Source organism: Jannaschia sp. R86511 (genome assembly GCF_042466345.1).
Lineage (GTDB): Bacteria > Actinomycetota > Actinomycetes > Actinomycetales > JBBAYJ01 > Aquipuribacter.
The window spans coordinates 551,087-577,446 of record NZ_JAXHCD010000001.1; the positions used below are offsets into that span (position 1 = coordinate 551,087).

Consider the following 26,360-nt stretch of genomic DNA (forward strand, 5'->3'; position numbering starts at 1 on the left):
GCATGAAGGCTGAGTGGAACGGCACCGTCATCGCACGCTCCGACGACACGGTGGTCGTCGAGGGCAACCACTACTTCCCGCTGGACTCGGTCGGGGCGGAGCACCTGGTCCCCGACGACGCCACGTCCGTCTGCCCGTGGAAGGGCACCGCGTCCTACTACGACGTGGTCGTGGCCGGGCAGGTGAACGCGGGCGCCGCCTGGTACTACCCGCAGCCCAAGGACGCTGCGGCCGAGATCAAGGACCGGGTCGCGTTCTGGAAGGGCGTCACCGTCAGCGACTGACCGGTCCGCGACCGCGGCCGTCCGCGACCGCCCCGTCGGTCGACGCGACCGGGCGGTCTGCGCGGCTCACGCCGGGCGGAACCGGACGTGCTGGCCGGGTCGGGCCTGGGCCAGCCGGTCCACGTCGGAGCGCCGGTCGTCGTCCAGCAGGTAGGCCAGCACCGGGTAGCCGCCCGTGACCGGGTGGTCGGCCAGGAACACCACGGGTGTGCCGGACGGCGGCACCTGCACCGCGCCGCGCAGCACCCCCTCGCTGGGCAGCTCGTCCTGGCCCGCCCGGTGGTCCAGGGCCGGGCCGGTCAGCCGCACCCCGACCCGGTCGCTGTCGGTGCCGACGACCCGCTCCGTCGCCAGCAGGGTGGCCCAGGCCCGGTCCCCGAAACGGTCCAGCCGCGGGCCGGGCGTCACCCGGACCGTCACCGGACCACCGGGCGGCGGGTGCACCGGGGCGACGTCCACCCCCGGCATGGCCGTCACGGCCCCGCCGACCGGCAGCCGGTCGCCGGGGCGCAGCGGCGGCGGCCCCAGGCCCGACAGCGTGTCGGTGGCGCGGGACCCGAGCACGGGGGTGACGTCGATGCCGCCCCGCACGGCGACGTAGCTGCGCAGGCCCACCGGCGGGGCGCCCAGACGCAGGACCCGGCCCGGGAGGAGCTCGAAGGGTGCGTCCAGCGGGGTGCCGCCGCACGGCGCACCGGTGACGGCCAGGGTGACGGGCCGGTCGCAGGCCAGCTCGAGCCCGCCCAGCAGCACCTCCAGCCCCGCGGCCCCCGCCCGGTTCCCGACCAGCCGGTTGGCCAGCCGGTACGCCGCCCGGTCGCAGGCGCCCGAGCGCGTCACGCCCCACGAGGCGTACCCGGACCGGCCCTCGTCCTGCACCGTGGTGGACATCCCGGTGGCCCGCACGTGCAGCACGGCCTGCGGCGCCGACCTCATCGCGGCTCGGCCACGAAGCGCACCCGCACCGCCGGGCGCAGCAGGGCCGGGGGGTCGCGGTCCAGGTCCCAGACGGCGGTGGCGGTGCGGCCCAGCAGCTGCCAGCCGCCCGGCGAGGCCGCGGGGTACACGCCGGTCCAGCCGTCGGCCACCGCCACGGACCCGGCGGGCACCCGGGTCCGCGGCTCGTGCCGCCGGGGCACCTGCCACCTCGGACCGGTGTCGGCCACGGCGTAGGCGAAGCCGGGGGCGAAGCCGCCGAACGCGACGGTCCAGGTCGTACCCGTGTGCCGGGCGACCACGCCGTCGGCGCCCCAGCCCGTCAGCCGGCCCACCTCGGCCAGGTCGTGGCCGTCGTAGACCACGGGGACCTCGACGAGGTCCGGTCCCGCCGCACCGCGCCGGTCCGCGGCGGACGCGGTCGGGACCGTCGCCCCGGGCAGGGCCCGCAGCCGCTCGGCCACCGTGGCCGGCGACGTGGCGCCCGGGTCCAGCACCAGCAGCACCGTGCGGGCGGCGGGCACCAGGTCGACCACCCCGGGCAGGTCCGCGTCCCGCAGCCGGGCGTGCAGGGCCATCACCTGGTCCAGGTCGTCGAGCTCGACCAGCACGCCGCGCGAGCCGGACGGCAGCAGCCTCATCGGGCGAACGCCGCCACCCGCACCCCGGCCCGCTCCAGCCCGGCGCGGACGGCCCGGGCCGTCGTCACGGCCCCGGGGGTGTCGCCGTGCAGGCACAGCGAGCGCGCGTCGACCCGCAGCGGCGACCCGTCGACGTCGGTCACGGGCCGACCGGTCGCCATGGCCACGCCGCGGGCCACCACGGTGGCCTCGTCGGCCACGACGGCGCCCTCGACCGTGCGGGGCACCAGGGTGGCCTGCGCGGTGTACGCGCGGTCGGTGAACGCCTCGGTCACGGTCGTCAGGCCGGCGGCGGCGGCCAGTTCCAGCACCACCGAGCCCGGCAGGCCCAGCAGCGGCAGGGCGGGGTCGAGCGCGGCCACGGCCTCGACCACCGCCCGGGCCTGGCCCTCGTGGTGCACGACGGCGTTGTAGAGCGCCCCGTGCGGCTTGACGTAGCGCACCCGGGCCCCGACCGACGCGGCCGTCCCGACCAGGGCCGCGACCTGGTAGACGACGTCGTCGCGCAGCTCGTCGGGCGCCACGTCCAGGAACCGCCGCCCGAAGCCCGCCAGGTCCCGGTAGCCGACGTGCGCGCCGATGCTGACCCCCCGCTCGCGGGCCGCGACGCACAGCCGTCGCATCGTGCCCGGGTCCCCGGCGTGGAAGCCGCAGGCCACGTTGGCGCTGGTCACCACCTCGAGCAGCGCCTCGTCGTCGGTCAGCCGCCACCGGCCGAACCCCTCGCCGACGTCGGCGTTGAGGTCGACGGTCGGGGGCTCGGCGGCGGTCATGCCCCCGATCCTCCCGCGCCCGGTCCGGGTTGTCCCGTCCCGTCAGCGCCCGAGCGTGCGGGCCAGGGCCGCCACCTGGTCGGGGCCGACCCGGCAGCAGCCGCCCACCAGCCGCGCCCCGGTGTCGACCCAGCCGCGCACCGCGGCCAGGTCGACTTCGGGCCGACCGGTCCAGGCCCGGGCGGTTCCGTCCCACACCTCCCCGCTGTTGGGGTAGGCCACCACCGGCAGACCGGACGCGGCGGCCGCGACCGTGACCGCGGCCCCCACCCCCGCCGGGTCGCAGCAGTTGACGCCGACGGCCACCACCTGCGGCACGTCGCGGGCCAGGGCGAAGACGTCCGCAGCGGGCTCGCCGCGCCGGGTGCGCACCACGCCGGCGGCGTCCACGACCGTGGTCAGCGACAGCCACACCGGGGCACCGACGTCCGCGGCGGCCAGCAGCAGCGCCTCGGCCTCCGCCCGGGCGGGCACGGTCTCCAGGGCCAGCACGTCGGCGCCGGCCTGGGCGAGCGCGGCCATGCGCTCGCGGTGGAAGGTGCGCAGCGTGGCCACCGTCTGCGGCGGGGTGCCGTCGGGGCCGGGGTCCAGGTAGTCACCGGTGTACTCCTGCCCGCCGGCCAGCACGGCCCCGTACGGGCCGACGGACCCGGCCACCCAGGCCGGCCGGCCCGTGCGGGCCACCGCGTCCCGCGCGACCTCGACCGAGCGCGCGACCAGGGCCAGCGCGTGGGCCGGGTCCAGGCCGAGCCGGGCGAAGCCCTCGACCGAGGCCTGGTAGGACGCCGTCACGACCACCTCGGCCCCGGCGCGCAGGTGGTCCTCGTGCGCGGCCCGGACGGCGGCGGGGTCGTCGCGCAGCAGCCGGGCGGACCACAGGTCGCCGGACAGGTCGTGCCCGCGGGTCTCCAGGTGCGTGGCCAGGCCGCCGTCCAGCACGACCGGCCGCTCGGCGAGCGCCTGCCGCAGCCCGGCGCCGGCCGGGGTCACCGCACCCGGTCCAGTCCCGCGGCCAGCGCGGCCAGGTCCGGGGCGGGGCGGCCGTCCGGCACGGCCAGGAACGGCAGCGCCGCGTGGTGGCCCGCGGCCTCGACCGGCCCGACCTCGCGACCGAGCTCGTGCAGCCGCGCCAGCATGGCGATGCGCTCGCCGTCGTCGGCCACCCGTCGCTGCACCACGGGCGCGTCCTCGGCCACCTGCACCCGGTAGCCCCGCTCCCGCAGCAGCTCGGCCAGCGGGTCGAGGTCCACCCACCGCAGCACCATGCCCGCGACCCAGGGTCGGCCCTCGGCGACGTCGAGCAGCCGCGCGAAGGTCCGGGGCCCGACGTAGCCGATGCCCCCGGTGACCACCAGGCCGCCGGCATGTGCCAGCGGCGCCAGGTCCACCTCGTCGTCACCCTCGACGTCGGCGGCGACGCCCTCGGCCAGCAGTCCGGCGTCGACCCCGTAGGCCACGGCCGCGGCCGAGGCGTCCAGGCCGAGCACCGGCACGGCCGTGTCGCGACGCAGGCCGGCGTAGAAGCCGCGGTCCCGGGCGACGAGCTCCTCGCGCGACAGGTCGGCCACGTCGTCGGCCGTGTAGTGGGCGAACAGCTCGGGCCCGCTCAGGTGGTGGTTCAGCAGGGCGGCGTCCTGGCCGTAGGACGAGCAGACGTCCACCACGGCACCGGGGTCGCCGACCTCGGCGAGCACGCGTCGGTACAGCTCCGCCCCCGCGGCCAGGACGCGGTAGTCCTGGGTGGCGAAGTAGCGCATGTACGGCCGGGGGTCCGGGCTCGTGTACAGCCGGCTGAAGTCCTTCTTGCCCGGGGTGGTGGTCGAGGCGGGGGTGACGGCAGGGGTGGTCATACCTGCTCCAGCACCGCCATGGCCGCGGATCTTCCGGGGATGCCGCTGACACCGCCGCCCCGTCGGGCCCCCGCCCCGCCGAGCAGCACCTTCGCGTGCGCCGTGCCCACCCCCCAGGTGCCGACGTCCTCCGGCCGCTCGGCCCAGGGCCAGGACAGGTCGCGGTGGAAGATGTGGCCGCCGGGCAGGCCGACGTCGCCCTCCAGGTCGACCGGGGTGCGCACCTCCAGGCAGGGCCGGCCGTCGGCGTCGGTGAGCAGGACGTCCTCCACCGGCTCCGCCAGCACCGAGCCGATCGAGGCCAGCGTGGCCCGCAGCGCCTGCTCGCGGGCGCCGTCGGGGTCGGCCGTGAACAGCCGTGCGGGCATGTGCAGCCCGAACAGCGTCATGGTCTGCACCCCCTGGGCCCGCAGGTCGGGCCCGAGGATCGAGCGGTCGGACAGGGTGTGGCAGTAGACCTCGCACGGCGGCAGGTCGGGGATGCGGCCGGCGGAGGCCTGGGCGAACGCCGTGGCCAGCTGCTCGGCGTTCTCGTTGACGTGGAAGGTGCCGGCGAAGGCGTCCTCCGGGCTGACGTGCGCGTCGCGGAGCCGGGGCAGCCGGCGCAGCAGCATGTTGACCTTCAGCTGCGAGCCCTCGGGCGTGGCGTCGCTGAGCGGGTCGCCGGACCCGCCGTGGTGCGCCGCCCCGGCGGCCGCCAGGGCGCGGTCCAGGGCCGCCGGGGCACCGGCCCACACCACGTGCTCCGCGGTGACGACGAGCTCCTCGCCGGCGGCGTCGACGACCAGCCGGCCGTCCGGGTCCAGCGAGACCACGCGCGACGACGGGCGCAGGTCGGCGCCCGCGGCGCGGGCGGCGTCGGCCAGGGCGCCCGACACCGCTCCCATGCCGCCCACCGGGACGTCCCAGTCCCCGGTGCCGCCGCCGATCACGTGGTAGAGGAAGCAGCGGTTGGCCAGCAGGTCCGTGCCCGGGTCGGCGAACGTGCCGATCAGCGCGTCGGTCAGCGCGACCCCGCGGACCAGGTCGTCCTGCACCGCCTCGGCCACCCCGACCCCGACCGGCCGCTCGACGAGCAGGTCCCAGACGGCGGCGTCGCCGATCCGGGCCCGGGCCTGCTCCCGCGACAGCAGCGGGTCGGTGACGGTCGGCCACAGCGCCTGCGCGGCCCGGGCGGTGCGGGCGTACAGCCCGTCCCAGCCGGCGCGGTCGGCCCCGGCCCCGATCCGGTCGAACGACGCGGTCGTGGCCGCCTCGTCGTCGGTGACCAGCAGCCCGGCGGCGCCACCGCGGCGCGGGTCGGGCGTGTACGACGACACCCGGCGCCGCACCAGGCGCAGGTCGAGGCCCAGCTCGTCGCGCACCTGCCGGGGCAGCAGGCTCACCAGGTAGGAGTAGCGGGACAGCCGGGCGTCGACGCCGGCGAAGACCTGCTCGCTGACCGACGCACCGCCCAGGTGGTCGGCCTGCTCCAGCAGCAGGACCCGGCGGCCCGCCCGGGCCAGGTACGCCGCGGCGGTCAGCCCGTTGTGGCCGCCCCCGACGACGACGACGTCGTGGTGGGTGTCATGCATGGCTGCATCCTGCCGTGCCGGTCCGCGGCGCGGTCGTGCCCTGGGTTCATCGCGGGCCCGCTGGGTACGTTCAGCGGGTGAGCGACACCACTGCGCGGCGAGACCGCTGGAACGACGGCCTGGGCGGCGCGGCGACCCGCAGCCTGCAGATCCTGCTGGTGCTGGCGGCGGTGACCGTCGTGGCCTTCGTCGGGGTCCAGCTGCGGCTGGTGGTGGTCCCGGTCCTGATCGCCGTGCTGCTGGCCGCGGCGGCCGGTCCGCTGGTGGACCTGCTCGACCGCCGGCTGCCCCGGGTGGTGGCGGTCTGGATCACGCTGCTGCTGGGCTTCGCCCTTCTCGGCGGGGTCGGCTGGCTGGTCGGTGACGCCGTGGCCTCGCAGTGGGGTGAGCTCCGCGACGGGGCCCTGCAGGGCTTCGACCAGCTCCAGGACTTCGTGGAGTCCGGGCCGTTCGGGCTGCCGTCGGTCGACGTGGAGGAGATCACCGGGCAGCTGGAGTCCGTGCTGCAGGGCTCGGCCGTGCAGTCCGGTGCGATCACGGGCGCCACCGCCGTCGCCCAGGTCGCGACCGGTGTGCTGCTGGCCCTGGTCGTGCTGTTCTTCCTGCTCAAGGACGGCCGCCAGATCTGGGCCTTCTTCCGGGCGCAGCTGCCGCCCCGCGAGCACCGGCGCTTCGACCTGGTCGGGATCCGCGCGGTCCAGGTGCTGGGCGGCTACGTGCGCGGCACAGCGACCGTCGCCCTGGTCGACGCGGTGTTCATCGGGATCGGCCTGACCCTGCTGGGCGTCCCGCTGGCCCTGCCGCTGGCCCTGCTCGTGTTCGTCGCCGCCTTCGTGCCCATCGTCGGAGCGGTCGCCGCGGGCGCCGTGGCGGTCCTGATCGCCCTGGTCTCGAACTCGCCCGGCACGGCCCTGGCGGTGCTGGCGTTGGTCGTGGCGGTCAACCAGATCGAGGGCAACTTCCTGCAGCCGGTGCTGATGGGCCGCTACCTGTCCCTGCACCCGTTGGTCATCCTGCTCGCCCTGACCGCCGGGTCGATCGTGGCCGGCATCATCGGCGCGATCCTGGCCGTGCCGTTCGCGGCCGTCGCCTGGTCCGCGGTGCAGGCCTCCCGCGAGGCCAGGGCCGACCAGCGGGCGGTGGACGAGGAGGTCAGACGCTCGGGGGTCCCGGACGACCCCGACCTGGGCGACACCGGCGACGTCGAGGGCGACGGGGTGGCCACGGCTGACGCGCGGCCGCGGCGCCGCTCGCTGGCCGGGCGGGTGCTCGCCCGCCTCGGCCGCGGCTGAGCCGCACCCCCCGGCCCGCACGTCGGCCCGGGGCCGGCCCGCACGTCGGCCCGGGGCCGGCCCCGCTGCCCGGTGCCGGCGACCGTGCGCGTACCGACCAGCGACACGACAGGCGGGCTCGGCGGGTCACCGTGCCGTATCGGGCCGTCCGGTGTCGCTGGTCGGTACAGGCGGCGCGGTACAGGCGGCGCGCGGTACAGGCGGCGCGGTACACCCCGGTACACCCCCGCTCGGTCGACGACTGGCTGCGGCGGTCGGTGACGCGTCTCAGAGCGTGCGGAGGGCCTCCGCCAGGTGGCCGACGGCCGCGTCGAGCTGGTCGTCACGCAGGTATGGCGCCGGCCCGAGGCGCAGCACCTCGCCGCGGTGGTCGGTGAGGACGCCGCGCTCACGCAGGGCGGTCTGCAGGGCCGCGGCGTGCGGCGTCCGCAGCGCGAGGAACCCGGCCCGGGCGTCGGGGTCCGGCACTTCGAGCACGAGCCGCTCCTCCTCGACGTCCAGCGCCGCCACCCCGTTCGCGAGCCGGCCGACCTGGTGCCGGCTGACCGCACGCAGCCAGGCCGGCGTGAACCCCTGGACGTCGAAGAAGTCGAGCACCCGCGCCGCCCGGTAGTGGCTGGTCGGGTCGTAGGTCGACCCCGCGAAGCGCTCCGGCCCGTCGCCGTAGCCGACCTGCCCGGCCGGGGTGGCGGCCAGGTCGGCGAACTCCGCGAACCAACCCGTCACCACCGGCCGCAGCCGGGACCCCGCGGGCCGGCGCAGGAAGCACGAGCCCTCCCCGTGCTGCAGGTACTTGTAACCGCCGCCGACCGCCCACGCGTCCAGCAGGTCGTCCTCGGCCAGCGACCAGTCCAGCGCCCCGAGCGCGTGGTACGTGTCCACGACCAGGACCGCGCCGTGGTGCCGCGCCGCCGCGGCGGTGGCGGCCAGGTGCGGGACCACGGCGCCCGTGCCGAACAGCACCTTGGACACCAGGACCAGCGCGGTCCGCCCGTCCACCTGCGCCGCCACCCGCTCGGCCAGCGTGGCCACCGGCCCGGCGGGCACCCGGACCACCTCGACGCCGGTCTCGGCCAGGCGGTCCAGCTGGCGGCGGGCCGAGTGGAACTCGCCGTCGGTGGTGACCACCCGCGGCCGGCCGGCCAGGTCGAGCGCCGACAGCAGCCGGACCAGCAGGGTGTGCGTGCTGTCGGCCAGGGTGACGACGCCCGACCCGTCGTCGCCGAGCCAGCGGGCCCAGCCCTGCTGCACCCGGGCCGCCTGCGCCAGCGCCCGGTCCCACTTCTCGTCGACCAGCTCCACCGCGTCGTCGAACGCCGCCAGCTGCCCCTCGCGGGCGACGTCCGGCCAGGCCTGGTGGCTGTGCCCGGTCAGCAGCAGCCGCTCGTGCACCCGGGCCGCGGTGTAGTGCGCGGCCACGGCCCGGGCGTCGTGCGGGACGTCGGGGGAGGGGGCGTCAGGGGTCGGGGCCGGACCCGAACCGGGAGCCGGCATCAGAACCGGCTCCGGATGGACCACAGCAGGGGGAACGCCGGGCGCAGCGTGGAGCGCAGGTACTCCGCCCCCGCCGAGCCGCCGGTGCCCATCTTCGCGCCGATGGTCCGCTCGACCATCTTGACGTGGCGGTAGCGCCACTCCTGCAGCCCTTCGTCCAGGTCGACCAGGCTCTCGCACAGCCCGGCCGCGTCGGGGTCGTGCCGGTACAGCTCGACCAGGGCGTCCTCGACGGCCGCGTCGTCAGCCGGGTCCGCGGGGTGGCCGGTGCGCGACAGGTGGGCCAGCAGCGCGTCCCACAGCGACGGCGCCGCGAGACGCGCCTGCAGCCGGCCGCGCGCCGCGTCGTGCTCGGCCCGGCGGACGGCGGCGGCGTCCTTGAGCCCGAGCACGAACTCGACCTCGCGGAACTGCGCGGACTGGAACCCGGAGCCGGACTCCAGGTGGGCCCGGAACGACGCGAACTCCAGCGGGGTCATGGTCTCCAGCACGTCGAGCTGGCTGACGAGCACCTTGACGATGCTGCGGACCCGGCCCAGCGAGTGCCGCGCCCGGGCCCGGTCGTCGGTGGCGAGCAGGCGGACGACCCGGTCCAGCTCCCACAGGATCTGCTTGAACCACAGCTCGTAGACCTGGTGGATGGTGATGAACAGCAGCTCGTCGTGCTCCGGGGGGTCGGAGCTGAGCCGCTGCAGCCCCAGCAGGTCGTCCACGCGCAGGTAGGTGCCGTAGGTCAGCGGTGCCGCCGGGGGCGGGGGGTTCTCGGCCACCGGCCCATCATGGCCTGGGGCAGACTGGGCCGGCGTGAGCGCACCCGAGCTGACCCGCGACCTCGTCCGTCGCACGGCCCCCTACGTCGACTCCTGGTGGGCGTTCCGGCGCCGGCACCACCGGGTGCCCGGGGTGCAGGGTGCGCTGGGGCTGGCCGGCGAGCTGCTGCTCAGCACCGCCCACGGCCACGCCGACCTCGAGCAGGGGACGGCCCTGGGCACCGACCACGTGTTCCGGGTGGCGTCGCACTCCAAGACGTTCACCGCCACCGTCGTGCACCAGCTCGCGGCCGAGGGGACGCTGCGCCTGGACGACCGGCTCGCCACCTGGCTGCCGTGGACGGGTGAGGTGTCCGCGGCGGTGGGGGCGGTGACGCTGCGGCAGCTGCTCAACCACAGCGCCGGCCTGGTCCGGGACGGGGCCGACGGCGACCAGTGGCAGCTGCGGCGGCCGTTCCACGACGAGGCCGACCTGCGCGCGGTCGTCCGGGACGCCGTGGTCACCGAGCCCGACGTGGCGTTCAAGTACTCCAACATCGGCTACGCCCTGCTGGGCCTGGTCGTCGCGGCGGCGACGGGGGCGACCTGGGCGGAGGCGGTGACGCAGCGGGTGCTGCAGCCGCTGGGGCTGACGGCCACCGCGCCGGACCTGGCGCCGGGCGACCCGCTCGCCGCGCGGGCGGCGACGGGCTACACCTCGCTGGCCTACGCGGACGCGAGGGTGCCGGTGGACCAGGTCGGCACGGGCGCGATGGCGGCCGCGACCGGGTTCTGCTCCACGGCCGAGGACCTGTTCCGGTACGTCTCGGCGCACCGCGACGGCGACGGCGACGAGGCCGACCCGCGGCTGCTCGACCCGACCGCCCGGCGGCAGCTGCAGCACCCGTGGTGGGACGTGCCGGGGACCGCGGGCGACGGCTACGGGCTGGGGATGGCGGTGAGCACGGTCGGCGAGCGCCGGCTGGTCGGGCACGGCGGCGGCTGGCCGGGGCACATCACCCGCACCCTGCTGGACCCGGGCAGCGGGCTGGCGGTGTCGGTGCTGACCAACGCCATCGACGGTCCCGCCCTGGAGCTGGCGGTCGGCGCGGTCCGGCTCGTGGACCTGGCCGCCTCACCCACCCCGCACCGGCAGGACGCGGAGCAGCAGGCCCTGGCCGGTGACCTGGTGGGCCGGTGGGCCACGCTGTGGGGGGTGCAGGACGTCGTGCTGCTGGGCGACCGGCTGCTGCTCCTGAACCCGTCGCTGGCCGACCCGGGCGCCGCGGTGGTGGAGCTCGACGTCCTCGACGCGAACACCCTCGCCATGGTCAGCGGGCCCGGCTACGGCGCGGTGGGCGAACGCGTCCGGGCCACCCGCGACGACACCGGCCGCGTCGCGACGCTGCGGACCGCGAGCGGCATGACCACCTGGCGGGCGGCGGAGCTGCCCCTGCCGGCGCGGGTGTCGGTCGGGTCGCTCTGAGCCGGCGCGTCGACCGGGCCCGGTCCGGCACCGCGGGGGAGACGGCCGGCGGGGGTCCGCGCCGCCTCCCCCGCGGACGTCACGGGGTGCGGACGCGCACGCGCGAGATCTCGCTCCAGGACGACAGCGTCGCGTAGCTGTACTCACCCTCGGCGTTGTCGAAGACCATCGGCCCGATCCGACCGACGATGGTGGCCTCGCGGCCGACCTGGCTGTACGAGGAGCGGTAGACGACCGTCCCGTCGCTCCAGCGCGAGCTGTACCGGTCGGCGAACGTCGTCGCCGTGCCGGTGAGCCGGATGTCGACGACGGGGTTGCCCAGCGGCGTGCCGTGGTCGCTGACGGCCAGGGTGCCGGTCAGGCGCGCGCTGCGGTTGCGCTTGTCGTGCACCACCGTGAGGTCGCCGCCGTCGATGGTGCGGAACGCCACGGCCTCGCAGAAGGGCCCCTCGGGCTCCTCCTCGCCGTGCCCGCCGCCGTCGTCGGGGGTGACGCCGGGCGGGCACTCGAGGTCGACCACGTCGCCGAACACGTACGACCCGCTGCCGTCACCGGGCGTCTCCACCGTCATGTACCCCTGGTGGTAGTTGCCCAGGACGCCACCGGGCAGCCGGCCGACCTCGAGCCAGCTCATGCTGATCGAGCGGCCGGTGGCGGAGTTGCTCCCGTTCTGGGGCGGCTCCACGTCGGCGGCCAGGGCCGCGGGGGCCGAGGCCAGGGACAGGGCGAGGGCGGCGCCCGCGGCGGTGAGCGCGGTCGCGAGGCGACGGACGGTGCTGGGCATGAGGTCTCCTGGGTCGGTGGGTGGTGACCTGACCGGGTGGTCGGGGCGGTGGTGCCGGGGTCGGTGGGGGCCGGGCGGGCTCAGCGCCGGGTGCGGAGGCGCGCGACGACGAGCTCCCCGATCTGCCGGCCCTGCAGCAGGCCGGCCTCGATGCCCCACGGGTAGTGGATCCCGCCGAACAGGCGGGAGCCGGCGGCCTCCAGGGCGGCGTCGTCGTAGGAGGAGAACCGGCGAGCCGGGTAGCCGCGCTCGTCGTGGGAGTCGTCGGTGAACGGGAACGACCCGAGCAGGTCGGTCAGCACGACGGCGGCCGCCGCGGAGGACACGGAGTGCCCCGAGGTGTGCTCGGGGAACTGGGGCGTGTTCACGAACGGCAGCCAGGTGGGGTCCACGTACCGCTGCACGTAGGTGACCGGCCGGAGCAGGTTGCTGCGGTACTTCTCGGTCCAGCAGGCCAGGAACGCGTCGTTCATCACCACGCCCAGCCGGACCAGTGCCTCCAGGGTCCGGTCCAGCCGCAGGCCCAGCTGCCGCGTGGTCTGCGAGGCGATCAGCATCCAGTGCCCGGTGGGCAGGCCCGTGGGCGTGCCGGCCGGTGGCGTGAACGAGCCCGGGTTGTCGGTCCAGAACCGCGCGATCTCGCGCTCCTCCGCGCCGTTGGCCCGGCTCTGGGCGACCACGGCCATCGCCTGCGCGTGGAAGTCCGAGCCCTCGACGTCGGAGAACGGCACGTGCGGGGCGGCCGCCACCTCGTCGGTGGTGCGCAGCAGCATGGGGCGCACGTCGGCGCAGTACGGCTCGATCGCGGGCCGGTAGTTGGGCGGGGTCGACTGCCATGCCCAGGGTGGTCCGGACAGCGGGGTGTAGGCGCGGGCGCTCGCCTCGGCGTGGCCGTCGCCGCGCAGCCAGGCGACCAGCCAGGCCGCCACGGCCCGGCCGTGGCCCAGCGAGGCCTGCAGCCGCGCGGTCGGTACCCCGGCGGCCCGGCGGTCCTGCAGCACCTGGGCGTGGGTCCGGGCCAGCACGCCCGCCGTCGCGGCCGAGCGGTGCGGCAGGACGGAGGTCAGGACGTCGAGCGCGGCCACGGACGCCGCCGCGGCCCAGTCGACGTCACCCCGGTGCCGGAGGGTGCGCGCGGCGACGGGCAGGCCGTTGAGCCGGCCGCCCAGCGAGACGTGGTGGGGCATGCCCGGCGCCGCCGCCTCGTACATAGCCACCGTCAGGTGGGCGTAGGCCCGGGCCGCGGTCGGCGGGGTCAGGTTCTCCAGCAGGACCGCCTGGTAGGCCGCCCGGACCCACTGGTGGGCCACGTCGGCGGGGGCCGTGGCGGCCGTGCCGGGGCCGGCCGCGGCCGGGGCGGCACCCACCCCGACGGCTGCAGCGATACCGACACCTGTTATCAACAAATGACGTCGACCGATCCGCTCGGTGCCGCGCATCCACTCCCCCTGGGCCGTGGTCCCCGGTGCGCACCCCACGTGCGCTGGCATATCTGACTGCCCCGTGGGGGGTCTGCGATAGGCCGGGACCCCATCGTTACCCGATCGTTACCGGGCGACCGGATGATGCCCGGTGGGCGTCGTCCCGTAGGTGGCCGCGACCTGCGAGGGGACCCTGTCCACAGGCGTCGCGGACCGTCCGCGCCGCGACCCCGACCTGTGCTTGACTTCGGCGCGGACGCCCGGGGGACGAGCCCCGGCGGGACAAGGGGGGCTGCAGTGACGACGTTCCTCGTCATCGGCGGGGTCGGTCTGCTGCTGCTCGTCGTCGCGCTCCTGCTCGGCGACCTGGTGGACGGCCTGGTCGACGGCTTCGGGCCCGACTGGCTGTCCGGCACCGCCGTGGCGGCCTTCCTGGCCGCGGTGGGCTTCGCGGGGGCCCTGGCCCTGCAGGCCGGGGCCGGCACGGGCGTGGCCTCGGCGGTCGGCGTCGGGGCCGGTGTCGGCGCCGGCGTGCTCGCCGGCCTGCTGACCCGGTCCCTGACCCGCGAGGACGACGGCTCCACGCCCCGCAGCAGCAGCCTGGTCGGTGCCACCGCGACGGTGGTGTCCGACGTCCCGGCGGACGGCTACGGCACCGTCGCCCTGGTCGTCGCCGGCCACCCCACCCGCCTGAACGCCCGCACCGCGGGCGAGGTCGCGCTGCGCAGCGGGGCCGTCGTCCGCGTCAGCGCGGTCATCTCCGCCTCGGCCGTCCAGGTCGAGCCCCTAGCGGCGTCCGCTGACGCCGAGAACGGTGAGAACCCCTGATGTTCGGTCTCGACACGACCCTGGTGCCCGTCATCGGGCTGGTCGTCCTCGTCCTGCTCGTGGTCGTCGTCGTGGTCCGCCGCTACAAGGTGGCCGGCCCCGACCAGGCGTTCATCGTCACCGGCCGCCGCGGCAGCGGGGCGACCGTGCCCGGGCAGGCCGACGTGTCGGGGCAGAAGGTCGTGCTGGGCGGCGGGGTGTTCGTCGTCCCGCTCGTGCAGCGGCTGCACATCATGGACATGTCCAGCCGTCGCATCCCGGTGCAGATCAAGAGCGCCGTGTCGGGCCAGGGCATCAAGCTCAACGTCGAGGGCGTCGCCATCGTCAAGGTCGGCGGCAACGAGGACTCGATCCGAGCCGCGGCCCAGCGGTTCCTGTCCCAGCAGGACGACATCACGCCGTACACCCAGGAGGTGCTCGCCGGTGCGCTGCGCTCGATCGTCGGTGCGCTGAGCGTCGAGCAGATCATCCGCGACCGGGCCGCCTTCGCCCAGCGGGTGGCCGACGAGTCCGAGAACTCCCTGACCGGTCAGGGCCTGGTGATGGACACCTTCCAGATCCAGGACATCAGCGACGACGGCACGTACCTGGCCGACCTGGGCCGGCCCGAGGCGGCCCGGCTGCTGCAGACGGCGTCGGTCGCCGAGGCCAACGCCCGGCAGGAGGCCGAGCAGGCCCGGATCCGCGCCGAGGAGCAGATCGCGATCTCCAACCGCGCCCTCAACCTCAAGCAGGCCGAGATCAAGGCCGAGACCGACGCCGCCTCCGCGCAGGCCGCCGCCGCCGGTCCGCTGGCCCAGGCCGACCGCGACCAGGCCATCCTCGCCGAGCAGGAGAAGGTCGCCATCCGGCAGGCGTCGCTGACCGAGCGCCAGCTCGACACCCAGGTCCGCAAGCCCGCCGACGCCGAGCGCTACCGGGTGGAGCAGGAGGCCGAGGGCCGCCGCAACGCCGACATCTTCACCGCCGAGGCCCGCAAGGCCGCCTCGATCGCCGCGGCCGAGGCCAAGGCCGAGGAGACCAAGCTGTCCGGTGTCGCCGAGAAGGGCCGGCGTACCGCGCTCGCCGAGGCCGAGGCCATCGAGGGCGCCCGCACCGGTGAGGCCGAGAAGGCCCGCCGCTCCGCCATCGCCGAGGCCGTCCGCCTGGAGGGCGAGGCCGAGGCCGCCGCGACCCTGGCCCGCGGCAACGCCGAGGCCGAGGCCATGCAGCAGCGCGCCGAGGCGTTCAGCCACTACAACGAGGCCGCCGTCCTCGACCTGTTCGTCAAGATCCTGCCCGAGGTGGCCCGCGAGCTGGCCTCGCCCATGTCGTCCATCGACAAGCTCACCGTCATCTCCACCGACGGCGCCGGGGCGCTGCCGCGCCAGGTCACCGACAACCTGGTGCAGACCCTGGAGCTGCTCAAGGGCGCGACCGGTGTCGACCTGCAGCAGATGATGGCCCGCGTCACCGAGAGCACGGGCAGCACCTTCGCGCCGTCCTCCCGCCCCGGTGGCACGGCCCCGGCGGGCGCGGCCGCGACGCCCGCCGCCGGCACCTCGGTGGAGCCCGCGACCACCGAGGGCTGAGGGTGACGGGCGGGCCCACGACCGCCGGCCGGGACCCCGCGGCGGCGGACCCGCCGCTGGTCGCGCACCTGCGCGAGCAGGCGGACGCGTGCGCCGGCATGGGCTCGCCCCTGTACGCCGACCTGCTGCGCCGCTGCGTGGCCGACCTGGTCGACCCAGGGGCCCCGGACACCGTCCGGGCCGTGCTGGCCGGGCGGCACGACGCGCCGGGCCCCGCGGCCACCGGGCTGCGGCTGCTCGGGGCGGTGCACCACCTGGTGCTGACCGGGCGGGCGCCGGCCCTGGCCGCCCACTACCCGAGCGTGGGCGGCACCCCTGGCCCCGGCACCTGGCCGGTGGTGCGGGACGTCCTGGCCGCGCACGCCGACGAGGTCGTCGCGTTCCTGAACGGACCGCCGCAGACCAACGAGGTCGGCCGGTCGGCCGCCCTGGTCGGCGGGCTGCTCCGGGTGCTGGCGGGGCGGGACCTGCCGGTCCGGCTGCACGAGATCGGCAGCAGCGCCGGGCTCAACCTCAACGCCGACCGCTACCGCGTCCAGGCCGGCCCGGACGGCGGCTGGTGGGGCCCGCCGGGCTCACCGGTGCAGCTGGCCGACGCCTGGCACGGCACGGTCCCCGACGTCACCGCCCCGCTGCGGGTGGTCGAACGCCTCGGCACTGACGTCGCCCCCGTCGACCTGCGCCGGCCCGGGGCGGCGGAGCGGCTGCTCGCCTACGTCTGGGCCGACCAGGTCGACCGGGTCCGGCGCACCCGCGCCGCGCTCGCCCTGGCCGCCGTCCACCCCGTCACCGTGGAGCCGGTGGACGCCGTGACCGCCGTGGGTCGACTCGAGCTGCGGCCCGGTCACCTGACCGTGCTGTGGCACTCGGTCATGTGGCAGTACCTGTCGCGGCCGGACCAGGCGCGGGTCGGTGAGCTGCTGGCCCGGTTCGGGGCCACCGCCACGGCCGACGCGCCGCTGGTCGAGCTGTCCCTGGAGCCGGAGCGCCCGGCCCCCGGCGCCCGGCACGAGTTCCTCGTCGCGGCCCGCACCTGGCCCGGCGGCGAGCGGGTCGTGCTGGGGACCAGCGTCGGCCACGGGGTGCCGACCCGCTGGCACTGACGGTCCCTACCCTGGGGGGATGAGCCCGACCGCACCCAGCCCCGAGTCCCGCCGCCGCGGCGGCAGCGACCGCAGCGGCAGTGACCCGGGCGGCCGGACCGCGCCCGTCGTGCCGACCGGCCTGGTGGCCGCCGGCTCGCTCGTGACCGGGTTCGCCGTCGCCCAGGCCACCGACGTCCGGGCCCTGGGCGGGCTGGTCCTGCTGGCCGGCGCGGCCTGGTGCGGGCGGCAGTGGTGGCGGCAGGGGCCGCCCACGGCGGTCGGGCTGCTGGCCGGCTACGCGGGGGCGTTCGTCGGCAGCCACGCCCTGGCCCGGGAGGTCGGCGCCTGGCCGGCCGTGCTGAGCGTCTCGGCCGCCGTCGCCGCCGCTAGCTGGGTCGCCGCGGACCGCCACCGGCGATGACGCACGTCCTGGTCGTCGGCGGTGGCCTCGCCGGCCTGCTCACGGTGCAGGCCCTGCTCGACCGGGCCGACGACCGGGCCGCCGGGCCGACGGCCGGGCCGACTGACGGGCCGACGGCCGGGCCGACCGACGGCCTGACGGTGACGTGGCTCGTCCACCGGCCCGGGGACGGCACCGCCTCGAGAAGCGGGGGCCTGGCCCTGCGCTACGCCTCGACCGACCCGCGCGGTGACGCCTGGACCGCCCGGTCGGCCGTGCTGGCCGCGGCCCTGGCCGACCGGCACCGCCACGTGCGCCCGTTCGTCGGCACCACCGAGGCCCTCCTTGTCTCGCACCGCGGCCCGGTGACCGGGTACCCGGGCCGGATCGTGGACCCGGCCGACGCCGGGCTGCCGCACCCGCACGGGCTGCGGCACGAGGCCGGCCCGCAGTGGGACCCGTGCGGTCTGCTGCCGCGCTGGCCGGCGGTGCTGGTCGCCGACCCCCGGGTCCGGCTGCACCCGCTGCCGGCGCCCCTGACCGGTCTGGCGGACCTCGTCGACCTGCACGACCGGCACGACGCCACCACCACGGTCGCCTGCCTGGGGCTCGGCGCGCACGTGCTGGGCGACGACCGGTTGCGGGGCCGGCTCGGGGTGCTGCTGCGCGGCCCGCTGCCCGCGGGATCGGTGCACGCCGAACGGGCGGTCATCGACGACGACGACGAGCTGCGGCCGCGCTACACCGTGCCCCACGGCTCGTCCGGCCAGGACGGTTCCGGTCGTGACGGCCACCTGCACGTCGGGGGGACCTACCTGCCGGTGGACAACCCGGCCGACTGGGACGACCCGTCACGACTGGCGGACAGGGCTCACGCCGAGGTCCCCGCCCTGCTGGCCGACGTCGCCCGGCGGTTCCCGGACCTGGCCGGCTGGCAGCCGGACCGCCCGCCCTGGTGGGGCATCCGCCCGGTACGCGACGAGGTGGCGCTGGGGCGCGTGGCGCCGGAGCTCGTCGGCGGTCGTGAGGTGGTCGTCAGCCACGGCTACGGCGGGTCGGGCTGGACCATCGGCCCCGCCGTCGCCGAGGAGGTCGCGATGTCCCTGCTGCCCGACCCCGCACCCGCTTCCGCGTGGGGCCCGGGCAGCACCGACCCGCTGGCCCGGCACGGCCACTGGCGCCCGTGAGCCGGTCCGGGCGCTCCCGCCGTGGCCTCGACGAACCCGCGGGCGACACCGGTCCCTGGCCGGTCGCCGGGGGGACGGCCACGCTGGTCAACGAGCCGGCCGGGTCCGACGGCTGGCTGCTGGCCGTGGACGACGTCCCGCAGTCCCACGTCGACCTGGCCGATGCGACGGTGCTGGTGTTCGAGTACGTCCGCTGGATCGGCGGGCTCGTGGACTGCCTGGCCCCCGAGGGTGACGACCTGCACACCGTCCACGTCGGGGTGGGGGCCGGCACGTTGGCCCGCTACGTGGCCGCCACCCGGCCCGGGTCCCGGCAGGTGCTGCTGGACCCCGACGCCGCGCTGCTGGACCTGGTGCGGGAGCGGCTGCGGCTGCGCAGCGGGCGCTATCTCAAGGTGCGCGCCCAGGACGGCCGCGACGGGCTGGCCGGGTGCCGTCCCGGTGGCTTCGACCTGGTGGTCCGCGACGCGTTCGCCGACGCCGGCGTGCCCCCGTCGCTGACGACGCGGCAGTGGTGCGAGGCGGTGGCCGGGGTGCTGCGCCCCGGTGGGGTCCTGGTCTGCAACCTGCCCGACTCCGCCCCGTTCCCGCACACCCGGGCCGAGGTGGCGACTCTGCGCACCCGGTTCCGGCACGTCCTCGCCGTGGCCGAGCCCGGCACGCTGCGCGGCCGCCGCACGGGCAACGTGGTCCTGGTCGCCTCCGACGCCGACCTGCCCATCGCGACCTGGGGTCGCCGGCTGGCCGGGGACGCGGTCACCCCGGTCCGGCTGCTCGACCTGGCCCAGGTCCGGGACCGGTTCGGCGGCGGGGAGCCCATCGACGACGCCGGGCCGTTCCTGCCGCCGCCGCCCCGGCCCCAGTTCCGCTGAGGAGCAGCCGGGCGGGTCGTCCTGCCGGGTCGCGCGGAGGCAGGGTCCGTCCCCGGAGGCGCGCCTACCCTCGGACGGTGGAGACGAGGTCCGTCACGACCGGGCTGCTCACGGCCGGGCTGCTCGCCGCGCTGCTGCTCGCGACCGGGTGCGCGCCCTCGACGCCCGAGGACGCGGGTCCGGCGGGCACCACGGGACCAGGGTCCCCGTCCGACCCCGCCGGGCCCGGGCCGGGCGCCGACGCGAGTGCCGGGCCGGGCGCCGACGCGGGTGCCGACCTGGCTGCTGACCTGGCTGCCGACCTGAGCGCCGAGGTCGTGCAGTACCGCCGCGACGCCCAGCGCGGCGTCGTGCAGGTCAAGGTCACCAACGGCGGGGACCGGACCCTGCAGGTGAGCAGGGTGACCGTCGACAGCCCGACCTTCGTCACGCCCGCCGCCGCCGACAAGGACTCGGCGCTCGGGGCGGGGTTGTCGGTGGACCTGACGGTGCCGCTGGGCGAGCCCGCCTGCGGGGGACAGGTCGGCGCGGCCGGGGAGCACACCGCCCTGGTCGAGGTGGACGGGACCACGGTCACGCTGCCCGTGGCCGGGCGGGTGCTGGAGCAGGTCCGCGACCAGCGGTGCGCCGAGGCTGACGTGGCGGGCGTCGTCGACCTGGCCTGGCAGCCGACCTGGCAGGACGCCGATGAGGTCGACGGCGAACCGGGGCTGCGGGGTCGTCTGGTGGCGACCCCCACCGCCGGTGACGTCCCGGTGGACCTGGCCGTCGGCGACGCGACGACCCTGTTCACCGTGGACGAGCCGGTCGCGGCCACGGTGACCGGGGACGCGGTCGTCCTGGAGGTGACCGTCACCGTCACGCGCTGCGACGCCCACGCGGTCGCGGAGGACAAGAAGGGCTACCTGTTCCCGGTCCGGGTGCGCGTCGACGGGGCCGAGGAGGTGCTGCTCGAGGTGGCCGTCCCCGTGCCCGAGCGGGCGGCCCTGCAGGACCTGATCGACCGCACCTGCGCCTGACACGACGAGGGCGGGGCCCCGGGCCCGGCACGTCGTGCGTGCCGGCCCGGGACCCCGCCCTGCGGTGGTCAGGTGGTGCGGGTGGTGCGGGTGCGTGCGCCGGGGTCAGCCGCGCGGGCTGCGGACCGGGCTGCGGGGCGAGCAGGCGTTGCCGACATCCACGGACTCACCGCGCTCGACGAACACCTCCTTGACCGACTTCACGGTGCCGCGACGGTCGGTGCACGTGAGGATCCACGGCTCCGGCTCGTTGACCACGCGCGGCGTGGGGCCCCGGAAGTCCAGCGTGCCGGTCCAGTCACCTGCACCCTCGGCGCCGCGGGCGTAGTTGAAGGCGACGAGCTCGTACGTGCCCGGCTGGGGGTCCCGGATGGTGATGACCTCCGGGGTGTCACCGGTCGCCGCGCTGGCCACGACCTCGCCGTCGGCGTTGCGGACGTAGAAGTCCCAGTCGGCGTTGGTGTCCCAGTCGAACCGCAGGTCGGCGTAGGCGTTGTCGAAGCCCTCCTCGATGACGAAGGTCGTCGACTCCAACGGCCCGTTGAAGGACAGCTGCGGGTTGGGCGCCGGGATGCCGGGCGGGTTGGTGACGGCGCTGCCCGGCTGGGCCGGCCCGGTGGGGTCGCGACCGTCACGGCCGGCCACGACGGGCCGGGTGGACGGGTTCACCGCGAAGGAGAACCGGCCGCCGTCGGAGTCGTAGGTGCTGGACACCGAGTCCTCGAAGTACTGGACCTCGTTGCCCTGACCGATCACGGGGCTCGTCGCGGTCATGAACTCCTTGCTGACCTCGAGCTCCCAGCCGGACGGCGCGGTCCCGGTGATGACCGAGTGGTACGTCGGGTCGGCGGTGGCGCGCTGCACCTCGAGGTAGGCCTCGCGGTTGCCGCCGAGGCCGGCGCCCGCGGCGGGCTCCAGACCGGCGTACTCCGCGACGACGGCCCGCTCGAAGGCCGGGTGGAAGTTCTCGTCGCCGATCTCGGGGGTGAACCCGAGGCCGCCGGCGGTCCAGAACGTCCAGTCCTCCGTGCCGCCCGTGGTGTCGTACAGCTCGTAGGACGGGATGGACGCGTAGTTGTTGTGCGAGGCCGCGGCGTCACCGAGGGCCTTGTACAGCGGCTCGTCCAGCGGCTCGCCCGTGGCCTGCACGCCCGGAGGACGCAGCCACAGGTTGGAGAAGGTGTGGTTGGTGACCAGCGTGGTCACCGAGCGGGAGCCCACCAGGTTCTTGACGTTGCGGGTCTCGGGCTCGGAGAACGGGCCGTCGCCGCGGTAGGTGTCGCTGGACCAGCTGGCGCTGGCGCCGGGGCCGCCCCAGAAGCCGCCGTAGTTGCGGTTGAGGTCGGTGCCGCGCAGCCGGCCGGCGTTGTTGGCCGAGCAGGTGCCGGTCGTGAAGTTGGCGGGCGTGTTGGCGGAGATGGCGCAGTTCTTGCGCTTGTTGTCGTAGCTGAACGTCCCGAACGTGTCGGTCGTCGCCGCCTCGCGCGAGATGGTGAACCCGTCGGGGTTGACGACCGGCACGATGATCGTGCGGGTGGTCTCGACCAGCTCGGTGATCTCGTCGTCGGAGCCGTAGCCCTGCAGCAGCTCGTAGGCCCACTCCATGGTGTGCTCGCCGGCCGGCCACTCCCGGGCGTGGTGCAGGCCCATGTGCAGGAAGATCGGCTTGCCGTCGTTGACGTCGTCGGCGTCGGTCGTGATCTCGATGCCGTGGACCATCCGGCCCTCGATGGTGGGCTCGTCCAGCGTGATGGGCTCCACCAGGTCCGGGTAGGTCTCGGCCAGGGCCTTCATCTCGGCCTCGTAGTCGGCCAGGCGGCGGTACTCGGTCCGCCCGCTGGGCAGGACGGAGGAGTCGACGGCGGCGGCGAAGCGGGCGTCGGCGCTCCGGTCGGCAGCGGAACGGGCGGCCATGTCGGCGATCTCGACGTCCCACGTGAAGCCGGCGTCCTCCAGGACCTCGGCATCGGCCTCGCCGTACAGGACGACGTCGATGCTGGTCGTGTCGGCGTGCTCGGTCAGGTCCAGCTCCAGGGCCTGCAGCCGCTCCTTGTCCGCGCGCTCGGGGGTGTCGACGGACACCAGCTGCGTGACCTCGGGCTCGCCCTCGATCTCGAGGAACGTGAGGTCGACGTCGACCGACCCGGCACGGCCGGACAGCAGGCAGCCCTGCACGGTGAGCTCGGTGCCGGCGTCCACGAAGCCGGTCGCCTTCTCGGTGCCGGTGAACCCGGCGCTCGCGGCCACGACGTCACCGTCGTCGTCGAAGACGGCCAGGTCCCAGTCGCCGGTGCCGGCGATGCCGGCCTCGACGATGCCGGAGGACGGCGCGGTCAGCGTGTAGGAGTCGACGCCACGGCCCCGGGCGGGGCCGTCGGCGCAGGTGCGGGCCTGCGCGCCGCGCACCTCCAGGACGTTGGTCGGCCCGGCCTGGGCCGAGGGGAGCGTCACGAGCGCCCCGGTCGCCACGAGCAGGCCGGTGAGGCCGATCGCGGTGCGGGCGCGGGTGCGGGAGCGGCGGTCGGCCGTGCCCTGGGAACCCTGGTCGGGCTGCCCGGGCGGGTCGAACGTGGCGGGAGCTGGCATGTGGTGTCGCCTCTCGTTCGGATGAGTTACCGGAACCTAGGCGCGACCCGGGACACAAGGGAAGACTCTGCGTGACATCAATGGGTCCGCATGGGTGATTTACCGTTCATCCGTTCGGTAGATCACTGCGCAGGTCACGGTCCTGCGTCGGTCGGCGGCAGCCCTTGACACCGGCGCCCCTAGATGCGACGCGGCCTCACGCCCGGTGACGTCGGACGCGGGGCCGGTTCCGTCCGGCCCAGGTGGCAGGCTTGTCGCCATGACCGACCGTCAGTTCGGCTTCCGGACCAGGGCCCTGCACGCCGGGGCCACGCCCGACCCCACGACCGGGGCCAGGGCCGTGCCGATCTACCAGTCGACGAGCTTCGTCTTCGAGGACACGACGGACGCGGCCAACCTGTTCGCGCTGCAGAAGTACGGCGTCATCTACTCCCGGATCGGCAACCCGACGGTCGCGGCGCTGGAGGAGCGGCTGGCCAGCCTGGAGGGTGGTCTGGGTGCGGTGGCCACCAGCAGCGGGCAGGCGGCGGAGTTCATCACGTTCGCCGCGCTCGCCGGGGCCGGTGACCACGTCGTCGCCGGGGCCAGCCTGTACGGCGGCACGATCACGCAGCTCGACGTGACGCTTCGCCGGTTCGGCGTCGACACCACCTTCGTGCGGGGCTCGGACCCGGCGGACTTCGCGGCGGCCATCACGGACCGCACCCGCTTCGTGTTCGCCGAGGTGGTCAGCAACCCCGGCGGCGAGGTCGCCGACATCGCGGGCCTGGCCGAGGTGGCCCACGCGGCGGGTGTGCCGCTGGTGGTCGACGCCACCACCGCCACGCCGTACCTGTGCCGTCCCATCGAGCACGGCGCCGACATCGTCATCCACTCCACGACCAAGTTCATCGGCGGGCACGGCACGACCATCGGCGGCGTGGTCATCGACGCGGGCACGTTCCCCTGGGACAACGGCCGCTTCCCGTCGATGACCGAGCCGGTCGCCAGCTACGGCGACCTGACCTGGTGGGGCAACTTCGCCGAGTACGGCTTCCTGACCAAGCTGCGCAGCGAGCAGCTCCGCGACATCGGCGCGACCCTGAGCGCCCACTCGGCGTTCCTGCTGCTGCAGGGCGTCGAGACGCTGCCCCAGCGCATGCGCGAGCACGCGGCCAACGCCCGCCGGGTCGCGCAGTGGCTCGACGGCGACCCCCGGGTGGCCTGGGTCCGCTACGCCGGTCTGCCCGGCCACCCCGACCACGACCGGGCCGCCCGGTACCTGCCCGAGGGCCCCGGCGCCGTCTTCGCGTTCGGGGTCGCCGGCGGCCGCGAGGCGGGCGAGCGGTTCATCAACTCGGTCGAGCTGTGCAGCCACCTGGCCAACATCGGCGACGCCCGCACGCTGGTGCTGCACCCGGCGTCCACCACGCACCAGCAGCTCAGCGAGGACCAGCTCCGCTCCGGCGGGGTCGACCCCGACCTGGTGCGCATCAGCGTGGGCCTGGAGGACGTCGACGACGTGCTGTGGGACCTGGACCAGGCCCTGGCGCGGGCCACCGGCACGACCACGACGGGGGAGCAGGCGTGAGCGAGACCGAGGTCGGCGAGTACGCGGGCGGCGCGGCCGAGGTGCCGGCCGCCACCACCGGGCGGGGCACGCGCACCTGGGAGGGCCCGAGCGCCCAGCAGCGCCTGGGCGTCCTGCGGCGCACCCGCACCGTCGCGGTGGTCGGGGCGTCCGACAACCCGGCCCGGGCCAGCTACTTCGTCTCGACGTACCTGCTGTCGACGTCGCCCTACGAGGTGTACTTCGTCAACCCGCGGGTCACCGAGATCCTCGGCCGGCCCGTCTACGACAGCCTGGCCGCCCTGCCCGTCGTGCCGGACCTGGTCGACGTGTTCCGCGCCCACGACGCCCTGCCCGGGGTGCTGGCGGAGACGGTGGCGGTCGGGGCACGCACGCTGTGGCTGCAGCTGGGTCTCTGGCACGAGCAGGTGGCCCGCGACGGCGAGGCCGCCGGGCTCGAGGTCGTCATGGACCGCTGCCTCAAGATCGAGCACGCGCGGTTCCACGGCGGGCTGCACCTGGCCGGTTTCGACACCGGCGTGATCAGCTCCCGGCGCCGGAAGGGCTGAGCGCCGCGACCTCGACGGCGACCTGGGCCAGCTGCTCCAGCGCGACCCCACCGCCGTCGGTGTCCCCGGGGCCGGACGGGTCCGGGGTCAGCCGGGCCGACACCGAGACCACGACCCGGCTGGGGGTGCGCAGCAGGACCTGCGTGACACCGTCCTCGCGGCTGACGACGGCCAGCTCGTGGCCCGGCGCGACGGGCGGCAGCGCGGCCGCCTGGTCGGGGTCGGCGCTGCGGAGCAGGTCGGCGCCCGGTGCGGCGTAGGCGTGCGGCCAGGCCAGGACGGCGACCGACTCCACGTGCACCAGCACCTCGCCGGCCGCGACGGTCTGCAGCGCCACCCGTGAGGTGGTCGCCCCGAACGCGTCGGTGACGACACCGCCGGACCCGGCCGTGGGCCGCAGGCCGGCCCGGCGCGCCGCGTCGGCCGTGAGGCCCACGGGCGTCACCCCGGCCCGGGCGTCGGGCCGGGCAGCGGGGGTGGTCCGCTCGGCCACGACGAACCGGGGTGCGGCGGGGTCGCACGCCGCGGGCACGCCCGACGGGTCGACGAGCGCGGCGGTGACGTCCGCCCGCGCGGTCCCGTCGGCGCCGCGGGGGACCGGACCGCCGGCGGGCACCCCCGCGAACCGGACCAGGTGCCCGACGTCGGTCCGCACCCCGGCCACGGCCAGCGAGGGGGGCGCGTCGAGCCAGGCGGTGGTCCGGTTCGGCAGGACCGGCACCCAGCGGGTCCGCCCGTCCTGCACGTAGAGGCAGTCCCCGTCCAGCACGGCGACCCCCCGCAGGTCCGGTTCCCTCACGTCCCGGACGAACCCCGCCGACGGGTAGGTGGCGAGCGGACCGGTGGGGGCGACGCGCTCGTCGAGGCCCGGCGCGGCGAGCGTCCGTCGCCACTGGTCGGCCGTGCCGGCGTCCCAGGCCCGGGTGCGGCCGCACCCGGACGCCACCAGGGCGCCGTCCCGGTCCTGCCAGTCCCGTCCGGACACCAGCAGCCGTGTCCCCGGGCCCGGCTCCCCGCCGTCGCCGCTGGGCTGCGGCACGGTGCCCGGCTCCAGCCACACCGTCACCGCGCCCAGCGGTGGGCCCAGGAACCACTCCCGCACCCGCAGGGTGACCCGCGACGCACCCCGACCGGCAGGGACGTCGAGGTCGACGACGGTCCCGTCCAGGGCGAACCCCGTGCCCCGGCCGAGCGGGTCGCCGGAACCGGGGCAGCCCTGGTCGACGGCGGCCTCGATCCGGGCCACGTCGGTGGCGGACAGGCTGCTCGGCGGGTCCCGCGCCACCAGCGTCAGGCCCAGCACCACGGCCGTCGTGAGGCCGAGCAGCAGCGCCACCCGGACGGTTCCGCGTCCCGGGCGGGTCGCCGTTCCTGGCCTGGTCGCCATCGACGCTCCTCGTCGAACAGGTA

The 26,360-nt window shown here is 76.1% G+C and carries 24 protein-coding genes; 12 read left to right on the plus strand and 12 right to left on the minus strand.

What is annotated here, in order from left to right:
- Window positions 1–2: 2 nt before the first annotated feature.
- A complete protein-coding gene (locus tag SJY06_RS02725; protein WP_380164379.1) occupies window positions 3–284 on the plus strand; it encodes a DUF427 domain-containing protein in 282 nt (93 codons plus the stop codon).
- Window positions 285–350: 66 nt separating this feature from the next.
- Here SJY06_RS02725 and SJY06_RS02730 read toward each other — a convergent pair whose 3' ends face one another.
- Genes SJY06_RS02730 through SJY06_RS02755 form a run of 6 tightly spaced genes read right to left on the minus strand, consistent with a single transcriptional unit; the run spans window position 351 to window position 6,058 of the window.
- Window positions 351–1,220, minus strand: a complete 870-nt coding sequence (locus SJY06_RS02730; protein ID WP_380164381.1) for a biotin-dependent carboxyltransferase family protein — start codon at window positions 1,218–1,220, stop codon at window positions 351–353.
- Entirely contained in the window at window positions 1,217–1,861 is a 645-nt protein-coding gene (locus tag SJY06_RS02735; protein WP_380164383.1) for an allophanate hydrolase subunit 1, read from the minus strand. Before SJY06_RS02735 ends, SJY06_RS02730 begins: the two co-directional genes overlap by 4 nt.
- Entirely contained in the window at window positions 1,858–2,634 is a 777-nt protein-coding gene (locus tag SJY06_RS02740; RefSeq protein WP_380164385.1) for a LamB/YcsF family protein, read from the minus strand. The genes SJY06_RS02735 and SJY06_RS02740 overlap by 4 nt, the downstream gene beginning before the upstream one ends.
- Window positions 2,635–2,676: 42 nt before the next feature.
- Window positions 2,677–3,624 (minus strand): homocysteine S-methyltransferase, encoded by a 948-nt coding sequence (gene mmuM / locus SJY06_RS02745; RefSeq protein ID WP_380164387.1) that lies wholly within the window; start codon window positions 3,622–3,624, stop codon window positions 2,677–2,679.
- Window positions 3,621–4,484, minus strand: coding sequence for a hypothetical protein (locus SJY06_RS02750; protein WP_380164389.1), 864 nt, complete (start codon window positions 4,482–4,484; stop codon window positions 3,621–3,623). Before SJY06_RS02750 ends, mmuM begins: the two co-directional genes overlap by 4 nt.
- A complete protein-coding gene (locus SJY06_RS02755) occupies window positions 4,481–6,058 on the minus strand; it encodes a phytoene desaturase family protein (protein ID WP_380164391.1) in 1,578 nt (525 codons plus the stop codon). The genes SJY06_RS02750 and SJY06_RS02755 overlap by 4 nt, the downstream gene beginning before the upstream one ends.
- Window positions 6,059–6,135: 77 nt before the next feature.
- Between SJY06_RS02755 and SJY06_RS02760 the strand changes: the two genes are divergently transcribed.
- Window positions 6,136–7,350 (plus strand): AI-2E family transporter, encoded by a 1,215-nt coding sequence (locus SJY06_RS02760; protein ID WP_380164393.1) that lies wholly within the window; start codon window positions 6,136–6,138, stop codon window positions 7,348–7,350.
- 267 nt (window positions 7,351–7,617) lie between these two features.
- On the opposite strand, the gene SJY06_RS02765 is transcribed toward SJY06_RS02760, so the two are convergent.
- Both SJY06_RS02765 and SJY06_RS02770 read right to left on the minus strand, forming a co-directional pair.
- The gene (locus tag SJY06_RS02765; protein WP_380164395.1) at window positions 7,618–8,844 is read right to left on the minus strand and encodes an aminotransferase class V-fold PLP-dependent enzyme; all 1,227 of its coding nucleotides are present in this window, start codon (window positions 8,842–8,844) and stop codon (window positions 7,618–7,620) included.
- A complete protein-coding gene (locus SJY06_RS02770) occupies window positions 8,844–9,614 on the minus strand; it encodes a tryptophan 2,3-dioxygenase (protein ID WP_380164397.1) in 771 nt (256 codons plus the stop codon). The genes SJY06_RS02765 and SJY06_RS02770 overlap by 1 nt, the downstream gene beginning before the upstream one ends.
- A 34-nt stretch (window positions 9,615–9,648) precedes the next feature.
- On the opposite strand from SJY06_RS02770, the gene SJY06_RS02775 reads away from it, so the two are divergent.
- The gene (locus SJY06_RS02775; RefSeq protein WP_380164399.1) at window positions 9,649–11,079 is read left to right on the plus strand and encodes a serine hydrolase domain-containing protein; all 1,431 of its coding nucleotides are present in this window, start codon (window positions 9,649–9,651) and stop codon (window positions 11,077–11,079) included.
- A gap of 79 nt (window positions 11,080–11,158) precedes the next feature.
- Here SJY06_RS02775 and SJY06_RS02780 read toward each other — a convergent pair whose 3' ends face one another.
- Window positions 11,159–11,863 (minus strand): hypothetical protein, encoded by a 705-nt coding sequence (locus SJY06_RS02780; RefSeq protein ID WP_380164401.1) that lies wholly within the window; start codon window positions 11,861–11,863, stop codon window positions 11,159–11,161.
- An 80-nt stretch (window positions 11,864–11,943) separates the two neighbouring features.
- Window positions 11,944–13,230, minus strand: coding sequence for a vanadium-dependent haloperoxidase (locus tag SJY06_RS02785; RefSeq protein ID WP_380164403.1), 1,287 nt, complete (start codon window positions 13,228–13,230; stop codon window positions 11,944–11,946).
- Between the two features lie 351 nt (window positions 13,231–13,581).
- Between SJY06_RS02785 and SJY06_RS02790 the strand changes: the two genes are divergently transcribed.
- From SJY06_RS02790 to SJY06_RS02820, 7 genes are all read left to right on the plus strand, one after another.
- Complete coding sequence (locus tag SJY06_RS02790; protein ID WP_380164405.1) at window positions 13,582–14,112, plus strand: hypothetical protein; 531 nt, start codon at window positions 13,582–13,584, stop codon at window positions 14,110–14,112.
- On the plus strand, window positions 14,112–15,683 hold the full coding sequence (locus SJY06_RS02795) for a flotillin family protein (protein ID WP_380164407.1): 1,572 nt from the start codon (window positions 14,112–14,114) through the stop codon (window positions 15,681–15,683). The genes SJY06_RS02790 and SJY06_RS02795 overlap by 1 nt, the downstream gene beginning before the upstream one ends.
- A gap of 2 nt (window positions 15,684–15,685) precedes the next feature.
- Complete coding sequence (locus SJY06_RS02800) at window positions 15,686–16,786, plus strand: DUF2332 domain-containing protein (protein ID WP_380164409.1); 1,101 nt, start codon at window positions 15,686–15,688, stop codon at window positions 16,784–16,786.
- Between the two features lie 19 nt (window positions 16,787–16,805).
- Window positions 16,806–17,189 carry a hypothetical protein gene (locus SJY06_RS02805; RefSeq protein ID WP_380164411.1) on the plus strand — a complete coding sequence of 128 codons (384 nt, stop codon included), beginning with the start codon at window positions 16,806–16,808 and terminating at the stop codon, window positions 17,187–17,189.
- Entirely contained in the window at window positions 17,186–18,355 is a 1,170-nt protein-coding gene (locus tag SJY06_RS02810) for an FAD-dependent oxidoreductase (RefSeq protein WP_380164413.1), read from the plus strand. Before SJY06_RS02805 ends, SJY06_RS02810 begins: the two co-directional genes overlap by 4 nt.
- A complete protein-coding gene (locus tag SJY06_RS02815) occupies window positions 18,352–19,227 on the plus strand; it encodes a spermidine synthase (protein WP_380164415.1) in 876 nt (291 codons plus the stop codon). Before SJY06_RS02810 ends, SJY06_RS02815 begins: the two co-directional genes overlap by 4 nt.
- 77 nt (window positions 19,228–19,304) lie before the next feature.
- On the plus strand, window positions 19,305–20,246 hold the full coding sequence (locus SJY06_RS02820) for a hypothetical protein (protein ID WP_380164417.1): 942 nt from the start codon (window positions 19,305–19,307) through the stop codon (window positions 20,244–20,246).
- 105 nt (window positions 20,247–20,351) lie between these two features.
- Here SJY06_RS02820 and SJY06_RS02825 read toward each other — a convergent pair whose 3' ends face one another.
- Complete coding sequence (locus tag SJY06_RS02825; protein WP_380164419.1) at window positions 20,352–22,832, minus strand: M14 family metallopeptidase; 2,481 nt, start codon at window positions 22,830–22,832, stop codon at window positions 20,352–20,354.
- A 259-nt stretch (window positions 22,833–23,091) separates the two neighbouring features.
- On the opposite strand from SJY06_RS02825, the gene SJY06_RS02830 reads away from it, so the two are divergent.
- Together SJY06_RS02830 and SJY06_RS02835 are read left to right on the plus strand one after the other, a co-directional pair.
- Window positions 23,092–24,402 (plus strand): O-acetylhomoserine aminocarboxypropyltransferase/cysteine synthase family protein, encoded by a 1,311-nt coding sequence (locus SJY06_RS02830; RefSeq protein WP_380164421.1) that lies wholly within the window; start codon window positions 23,092–23,094, stop codon window positions 24,400–24,402.
- Window positions 24,399–24,950, plus strand: a complete 552-nt coding sequence (locus SJY06_RS02835) for a CoA-binding protein (protein WP_380164423.1) — start codon at window positions 24,399–24,401, stop codon at window positions 24,948–24,950. Before SJY06_RS02830 ends, SJY06_RS02835 begins: the two co-directional genes overlap by 4 nt.
- On the opposite strand, the gene SJY06_RS02840 is transcribed toward SJY06_RS02835, so the two are convergent.
- Window positions 24,925–26,337 carry a hypothetical protein gene (locus SJY06_RS02840; RefSeq protein WP_380164425.1) on the minus strand — a complete coding sequence of 471 codons (1,413 nt, stop codon included), beginning with the start codon at window positions 26,335–26,337 and terminating at the stop codon, window positions 24,925–24,927. The two genes, SJY06_RS02835 and SJY06_RS02840, sit on opposite strands and share 26 nt — an antisense overlap.
- Window positions 26,338–26,360: the final 23 nt, after the last annotated feature.